Source organism: Anaerococcus sp. AGMB09787, from assembly GCF_022808955.1.
In the GTDB taxonomy this organism is placed as follows: Bacteria; Bacillota; Clostridia; order Tissierellales; family Peptoniphilaceae; genus Anaerococcus.
The window spans coordinates 1-7,669 of sequence record NZ_JAKZEY010000040.1 but is presented as its reverse complement, the minus strand read 5'-3'; the positions used below and the strand labels follow the sequence as shown (position 1 = coordinate 7,669).

The following is a 7,669-nucleotide window of genomic DNA, read 5'->3' as shown; positions in this document are numbered from 1 at the left end:
GAAAGCCTATGATTCAAGCTCTCTCATTTACATCTAGCTTTTACTAAATGCGTGATTTAAAATTCTACTATAATAGTAGATGTATCATTGAACTCAAAGTATTAACTTTGGTTGTTGTTTCTATATAATTGTATGATTATCATCTAAAGATGTTAATCTTGGTTCATGGTCGCTTTGTTCCCGCGACTCTTATATAATACCACCTCATTTTGATCTTGTCAAATATTTTTTTGGATTTTTTTGAAATAATGACTTATTTTTCTAAAAACCCTTAAGTGGTATAAATTCATTATACAATCATTTGATTATCTTGTCAAATAAATTATTAATTCATCAAAGACATATGCAAATGACGTACTTCTGTATAATACTACCCTATTTATTGAGTGTCAAGTATTATTTTAAAATTTATATAGACCCAAGTTTACAAGCTTATAAGCTTCTACTTAACTTCATGGAGGCTCTTCTTATCTATCGCAAGAACTGTGTCAAAGACTTCTATAAAACTAGGGTTTTGGGAATGGCTTACGGATATTATTATTTTGCCCCTTATATTTTGGATGATTTTTCCTATATTAACTTGGTTTTCATAGTCAAGACCTGAGTCCACCTCATCCATTATAATTATAGGTTTGTCTTGGTAGATGGCCCTGGCAAGGTCAAATCTTTTCTTCTCTCCTCCAGATAGTTCATCCTTGCTTATTAGCTCTGATAGGTCATTATTCTTACTCTTTAGCCAATATGATAAGCCTACTTCTTCTAAGGCTAATCTTGCCCTATCTGGATCTTTGTCGTCTGAAAATAGACTTATGTTATCCATAATACTTGCATGAAAGATGGCTGTATCTTGCTTTATATAAGATATTTTATCGTAATATGATTTTGCCTTAATTATATCTAGGCTCTTTTCATTTACCCTTATCTTCTCAGCGACTCCTTCAAAGTTTAGGAGGATTAGGTTTAATAGGCTTGACTTGCCAGAGCCACTCTCACCTACTATTACATATTTTTTATCCTTGTTAAAGGTATAGGAGATGTTTTCTAGGACCTTATTCTTCCCATAACCTATATCTGCCCCAGCTATTTCTAAGCTATCTATATCACAAATTTCCTCTCCTTCATCATCTATCCTAGGACTTTCACTATTTATGTAGGCTAGGATATCATTAAATACCTTCTTGCCTGCGACCATATTGCTGTAAGTATCAGATATAGTTTGGATAGGTCCTGCTATAGTTCTCATAAGGGTTGTTATTGCTATAAGGGAAGGAAGTGTAAGCTTGTTCATATAAACAAAGACTCCTCCTATAACGTAAGTTCCTGAATATAAGATATTGCCCAAGCCATAAGAAACAGCATAGGTTTTTCTTATAGAAGTTTCATAGTCTATAGTTGTGTCAGTTAATTTATCCGACCTGCTATACAATTTTTCCAAGAAAATTTTTCCCAAGTCAGATATTTTTATGTACAACAAATTTCCTAGGTAATCTCCAAAGCTCCCCAAAAATTTATTTTTTTCTTTAAGTTGAATTTCCTTTTTATTAGCTAAGATTTCCTTACTTATAAAAGGTGACAAGAGAGGGATAAAGGATAAAACAAGCATTATAAGGGTTAAGGAAACTTGGATGGACATGGCTGATAATAAGGAAAAAACAAAGAAAGAAATGTATAAAAAAAGCGATATTGAATGTCTAACATACACCCCACCAGTCTCTAAATCATTAATTATAAGCTCATTTACCCTTGCCCTATAGTCAACGTTTACTAGATAGGACTGGTCTTTATTTACCTTTGCTAATATATCCTTTCTAAGGTCATTTATTATTCCATGGGTTAATTTTGATATGTATTTTTTAGGTAGGTAGTCAAAACATGCATCTAGTATAAAAAAAGGAACTGAAAAGGCTGCAATAAATAAAAGCTTTTTAAAATTTCGATCCATAGCATAAGTTGTTAGTCGCTGATATACAAAAGCAGTACCTACTATTATGCTAGATGCTATAAGAGATATTATAATATAAACTATCAAAGTATTTTTTCTTTTTAATAGATATTTTTTCATAAATTTTTATCCTTTCCTTTACAAAAATATCCCCCCCAGTTGGTTTTAAGGGAGGGATAGTCTTTGTTATTTACTTTTAAAGAATTGCTTCTCTTAGGTCTTTTAGGGCATTACGTGCAACGTCCATTGCCTTATTCATAGCGTCTTTGTTGGTCATATCAACACCAGCCTTCTTTAGAACTTCGATTGGATATTCGCTTTCTCCTGCCTTCAGGTAGTTTAGGTAAGCTTCTCTATCGCTATCTGTTCCATGGAGGATTTTTTGGCTAAGGGCTACTGCACTCATAAAGCCTGTCGCATATTGGAAGACATAGTAATACATATAGAAGTGTGGAATCCTAGCCCATTCTGCTGAGATGTATTGGTCTACGTCTATGTCATCTCCAAAGAGGTCTTCGTTTAGTTCCTTGTAGATACTGTGTAGTCTTTCTGCCGGGATTGGCTCACCATTTTCTACAAGTTTGTTTACCTTGTGTTCAAATTCTGCAAACATAGTTTGTCTAAATACTGTAGACTTGAATTGGTTTACAAAGTAGTTTAATAGATAGGCTGTTTCTTCTTCTGAGCTTGAAGTCTTTAGCATATGGTCAAGGAGCAAGAGCTCGTTGGTGGTTGATGCAATCTCTGCTAGGAAGATTGAATAGTGGCCATAGGCAAAAGGTTGGGTATTCCTTGTGTAATAAGAGTGCATAGAGTGGCCTAGTTCGTGGGCTACTGTAAATACATCATCTATGGTGTTTGTATAGTTTAATAGGATGAATGGTTGGGTATCGTAAGATCCTGATGAGTAAGCTCCACTTCTCTTGCCCTTGTTAGGGATTACGTCAAACCATCTTGATTCAAAGCCATTTCTGGCAACTTTTACATAGTCTTCTCCCAATGGTTTTAGGGCTTCTAGGACTATTTCTTTAGCTTCATCAAATTCGATTTTCCTATCGTAATTTTTAACTAATGGGACATAGATATCATGGAAGCCTAACTTGTCTACTCCAAGGAATTCTTTTCTTAAGCTAGTGTAGTCCTTGTGGATATCTACATTATCGTGGACAACTTCTAATAGGTTGTCATAGATTTCTTCTGGGATATTATTTCGGAAGAGGCTCATCTCTCTTGCTGAAGAGTAGTTTCTAAGTCTTGCCTCTACATTATTGGCTGTAAATTCTCCATCCAAGGTAGCTGCTAGGGTGTTGGAGTATTGCCTATAAACTGAATAGTATTTTTCATAAACTTCACGTCTAAAGTCCCTATCCTTATCTTCTTGGAGGCTAACAAAGTTTGCATCTGTTATTTCTATTTCTTCTCCATCCTTTTTAACACTAGGGAAGGATATATCTGCATTTGAGAAGATCATATAGGTTGTTTGTGGGTTTGATGCGAGCTTGCCATAGCTTGCTATAATCTCTTCGCTCTTTGGATCCAGGGTATGGTCCTTAAACCTTAGTAGGTCTTCAAAGTAATGATCTAGGTAGGCGAGATCTTCATCTGCCAAGAATTCTTTGATCTTAGATTCGTCAGTAGCTAATAATTCTGGTCTCATAAAAGCAAGGGCTTGGCCTGCAGCTACAGCAGTATTGGCAGCAACTTGGCTCATTTCTTGGTACTTGGTTACCCTAGTATCTTCATCAGACCTAAGGCTAGCATAGACATCTGCCTTACCTAATTTTCTTGAAAATTCTTCATATAGTCCAAAAAATTCTTTGAAACTTTCCTTACTTTCTGTAATTTTGCCCTTGTAGGATGTAAGCTTTTGAGCAAGCTCTCCTACTTCTTCTATCTCCTTATAAAAATCTTCGTCATTTTGATAGATGCTTGAGGTATCCCAAGTCAATCTTTCTTCAATATCTTTTCTTTCCATTTCTCCTCCTAATTAATTTCGATAAGGCTACCCTTATCATCTCTTTTTATGTTTATATCCAATAAGTCTATTGGATTTTCATAAACCACAAGATTTCCGCTTTCAATTTCCTTATTCTTGTAGGTGGTTTTTAACTTTTCCCCAGTAAGTCCATAGGCCTCGACCATAGGCTTTAGATTGGCCTCTTCGCTTGCCATTCTTTCCTTGATGGCTTCTTCTAATGATCCAGCCACTATTTCTTCTCCAGCTTCTATAAGATCATTGAGCCTTGTAACAGTTGGATTTATATTCTCAATTGAGTTCTCAAAGGTAAAGGCATCCATAGTATTTAAGAACCTATTATAAAGGTAGTAGGCTGACTTGGTATGGGTCTTATAAAGTGAGACTATATTTACCATAAGCATAGGGCCACTATCTGACTCAAAGCTAAAGGCGTGGCAGGTAGTGCCTATGTGGCCATCTCCTAATAGGCTACCAAAGTTCTTGGTATACCTTTCTCCTTCCGATACAAAATGTAGGTCAAGGTTTAGATTATTGCCTGTAAGGACCCAAGCCAAGTCCAGCTCATCAAGCTTCATAGTTTTAATAAGGCCCTGGGCCTTGGATGGATCTCTCCCATCTCCTAGGTCAGCCTTCTTTAAATCTTTAAAGGCATCTAGGTTTACTTTCTCATCAGTCTTGCCAGTTTCCTTGTAGGTTATCTCAGGCATGGATATGTCTTCTATCTCTAGGTCTTGCTCTTTTTTGACCCCTTCTTCAAAGTCTTCCCTGGACATAAAGGAACAAGAAGTTAGACCTAACAAAAGCAAGAATCCACAAATTATTTTCTTCATAATCAGACCATCAGGCTATTGTTACCTATCCTTACAAATAAAAACGAAAGGAGGATAAAGGCAAAGGCCGATATGACTATTGTCATAGTAGGTAGGCTCCTATTTGTAACTGGGAATACTCCAGCAAGAAGAATCCCTCCCAAGAATCCTCCTAAGTGGCCCATTATGCCAACATTTGGTGATATAAGAGAATATATCACGTTAATTACAATAATTGACATAAAACTCGCCCCAAAGCTAGATAATATAGCATCATCCTTATAATTGATCATAAGTCCTATGGCAAGACCAAAAATTCCATAAAGGCTTGTAGAAGCCCCAGCAGAAACTGCATTCACCTTACCAAAGGCATAGGTAAATAAGTTGCCCATAGCCCCTGCCAAGATGTAGATAACAAGGAACTTATAAGGGCCATAGAGCCTTTCAAATACTGGTCCTATGGAATAAAGGAAGTACATATTAAACAAAATATGGAAAAGTCCTATATGGATAAAAGAAGCTGTTATTGCCCTCCACCATCCTCCTTCATAGAATAGAGGCTTAGCCATAGCTCCAAACCTTATAAGATTTGCCGTATTTTCACTTCCTCCACTAAAGGTCATTAGTACAAAGACTATGACATTAGCTAGTAGTAATATCGTTGTCACAGGAAATTCTCCTAATTTTTTAATACTCATAATACATGATTATACCTTATTAGTTCCTCTTTTTAACCTGTGAAAATATTTCATCATCATTAATTCTTTGGGCAAGGTCCTCTATACTTTCAATAAGGGACTTCCTATCAAGGTCATCTCCTATATCATATTCATAAACATAGTCAAATACATTATCATCTATGTATTTTTCGTCCTTCTTGTCATGCAAGAAAATAATTTTTATATCTTCCTTATACCTCTTGGCAAGTTTGGCCATATTGATTGATGAAATACCGTCAAATTGACTAAGGTCCTCTCCCAAGAGTAAGAAGTCCATATCCCTAACGAGATTAGGGAAGTCAATTCTTTGGAGAATGTAGTCCATAGGCTTAGAAATCTTTGCCTTAAAGTAGGTATAGAGGGCCCAGGCTACTCCCCCACCTGATCCTAAGGATGGGAAGTCTATCTCGTCTATCCCCAATAGCTCCGAGGTCTTCGCTGCAAAGTTCTTGCACCCCTTATAGAGCTTGGCTACGTCAAGGTCGCTTGCCCCCTTACGGTAGGCCCTGGTCTCAAGGAAGGAATTATCCCCAAAGAGGGTAAGGTCACTGGAAGTGGCAAGCTTTATCTTAGATCTAATGAACCTAGGATCCATATCATCTATATCAATCCTTGCTACCTTGGCTAGGTTTTTGGCCTTGGGACTAAGACCCTTGCCTTCATCATCATAAAACCTTGCTCCTAGGGCATAGAGGACTCCCATGCCCATATCATTGCATGCGCTATCTCCTATCCCTATATAAAAACTGTCTGCTCCATTGTTTAGGGCATCAACAAAGACCTCTCCCAGGCCCAGCGATGATGCTTCCATCACATCTAAGTCTTCCTTATAAAGCAAAGAAAGTCCTGATGACTCTGCCATCTCAATTGTTGCAAAGCCATCATCCAAGAGGTACTTGGCAGTTATAGCTTCTCCCAGGGGGTCATGGACATTGACATAGTGGTCTTTGCCTCCGGAGATAAACTTGACTGACTCTATAGTGCCTTCTCCTCCATCTAGAAAGGGGATTGGGTAGGCCTTCATATCAAGCTTATCCTTAAAAATTTGCCCTATTTTTACCGAATCTTCAAAATTTTTAATAGTATCTATAGCTACTAATACGTTCATATAAAATATCAACTCCTCGCTTTTAATTATATACCCCAAACTTGTAAAAATATTATCAATAATTCTTTGCTATAAAAACTTTACAGATGTGCCATATATTGTTATACTAGATTAGAAAGTAGTAACTTTCGCTGTTTAACTCAGAAATCTTAGGATTTCAACCATCAAAGCCATTACTTCGTGTAATGGTTTTTTGGATTATAATAATACGGAGGAAATCTTGTTAAAAAATAAAAAATTAGCTATTATTTTTTCAATCATAGCCATGTTACTGTGGGGATCAGCTATCCCTACCATAAAGACAACCTACCTAGAACTTGGCATCGGCGCCTATGACACAGGGGAGAAGATAGAGATAGCTGGCATAAGATTTTTCTTGGCTGGCCTTATTACCCTAGTTTACTTTTTACTATTCGATAGGAAAACTAAGGACTTTAAAAAATTAAATTGGAAATTCGTCATAGTCCTCGGACTCTTGCAAACTACCTTCCAATACATTTTTTACTATATAGGCCTATCAAATACCCTAGGAGTTAAGTCTTCCATAATCCAGGCTTCTAACTCCCTCATAGTAGTTGTCCTATCTACCTTCTTATTGCCAGAAGATAAGATAAACCCCAAGATGATAACAGCCCTAATCTTAGGCTCTCTTGGTATCTTGGTAAGTAACTCAGCAGGAGCCATAGATGCTGGCTTTAAGCTAAATGGGGAGGGCTTTATAATCATATCAACCATAATAAATGCCCTATGTACAATCCTTGTTAGAAAATATGGCAGGAAGGAAAATCCCTACCTCCTTACAGGCATCCAATTTCTTATAGGATCAGTATTTATGATTATCCTAGGCTATAGTATGGCAGGCTTTGACTTTGATTTTACATTTAAGGCCATAGGACTCTTGGTATATGCATCCTTCATATCAGCTACTGCCTTTACCATCTGGACCCTAGTCCTTAAGTACCACTCAGCCAATGAATTTAGTATTTACAAACTCTTTATCCCAATCTTTGGCTCGCTCCTTTCGGTAATCTTTTTAGGAGAGACCTTCACCCTAAGACTTGCCTTGGGCATGGGACTGGTCCTTATATCATCACTAATCCTAAACCTAAGCAA

The 7,669-nt window shown here is 36.9% G+C and carries 6 protein-coding genes; 1 reads left to right on the top strand and 5 read right to left on the bottom strand.

Annotated features, from left to right (window positions below):
• Window positions 1–442: 442 nt before the first annotated feature.
• The 5 genes from MUN42_RS07745 to MUN42_RS07725 all read right to left on the bottom strand — a co-directional run bounded on the left by MUN42_RS07745 (window position 443) and on the right by MUN42_RS07725 (window position 6,556).
• Window positions 443–2,062, bottom strand: coding sequence for an ABC transporter ATP-binding protein (locus MUN42_RS07745; RefSeq protein WP_243344126.1), 1,620 nt, complete (start codon window positions 2,060–2,062; stop codon window positions 443–445).
• A 76-nt stretch (window positions 2,063–2,138) separates the two neighbouring features.
• Window positions 2,139–3,917 (bottom strand): oligoendopeptidase F, encoded by a 1,779-nt coding sequence (gene pepF, locus MUN42_RS07740; protein WP_243344125.1) that lies wholly within the window; start codon window positions 3,915–3,917, stop codon window positions 2,139–2,141.
• 8 nt (window positions 3,918–3,925) lie between these two features.
• Window positions 3,926–4,750: a hypothetical protein gene (locus tag MUN42_RS07735; RefSeq protein WP_243344123.1), complete on the bottom strand. Its 825-nt coding sequence runs from the start codon at window positions 4,748–4,750 to the stop codon at window positions 3,926–3,928.
• Between the two features lie 2 nt (window positions 4,751–4,752).
• Window positions 4,753–5,427, bottom strand: coding sequence for a rhomboid family intramembrane serine protease (locus MUN42_RS07730; RefSeq protein WP_243344121.1), 675 nt, complete (start codon window positions 5,425–5,427; stop codon window positions 4,753–4,755).
• Between the two features lie 19 nt (window positions 5,428–5,446).
• A complete protein-coding gene (locus tag MUN42_RS07725) occupies window positions 5,447–6,556 on the bottom strand; it encodes a glycerate kinase (RefSeq protein WP_243344119.1) in 1,110 nt (369 codons plus the stop codon).
• A gap of 220 nt (window positions 6,557–6,776) precedes the next feature.
• Between MUN42_RS07725 and MUN42_RS07720 the strand changes: the two genes are divergently transcribed.
• Window positions 6,777–7,669, top strand: an 893-nt coding sequence (locus tag MUN42_RS07720; protein ID WP_243344118.1) for a DMT family transporter, incomplete at its 3' end; no start/stop codon positions are given.

Bases quoted from the DNA above. Each gene is read 5' to 3' on its own strand.
- MUN42_RS07745 (WP_243344126.1), bottom strand. From the start codon at position 2,062: ATGAAAAAATATCTATTAAAAAGAAAAAATACTTTGATAGTTTATATT.
- pepF (WP_243344125.1), bottom strand. From the start codon at position 3,917: ATGGAAAGAAAAGATATTGAAGAAAGATTGACTTGGGATACCTCAAGC.
- MUN42_RS07735 (WP_243344123.1), bottom strand. From the start codon at position 4,750: ATGAAGAAAATAATTTGTGGATTCTTGCTTTTGTTAGGTCTAACTTCT.
- MUN42_RS07730 (WP_243344121.1), bottom strand. From the start codon at position 5,427: ATGAGTATTAAAAAATTAGGAGAATTTCCTGTGACAACGATATTACTA.
- MUN42_RS07725 (WP_243344119.1), bottom strand. From the start codon at position 6,556: ATGAACGTATTAGTAGCTATAGATACTATTAAAAATTTTGAAGATTCG.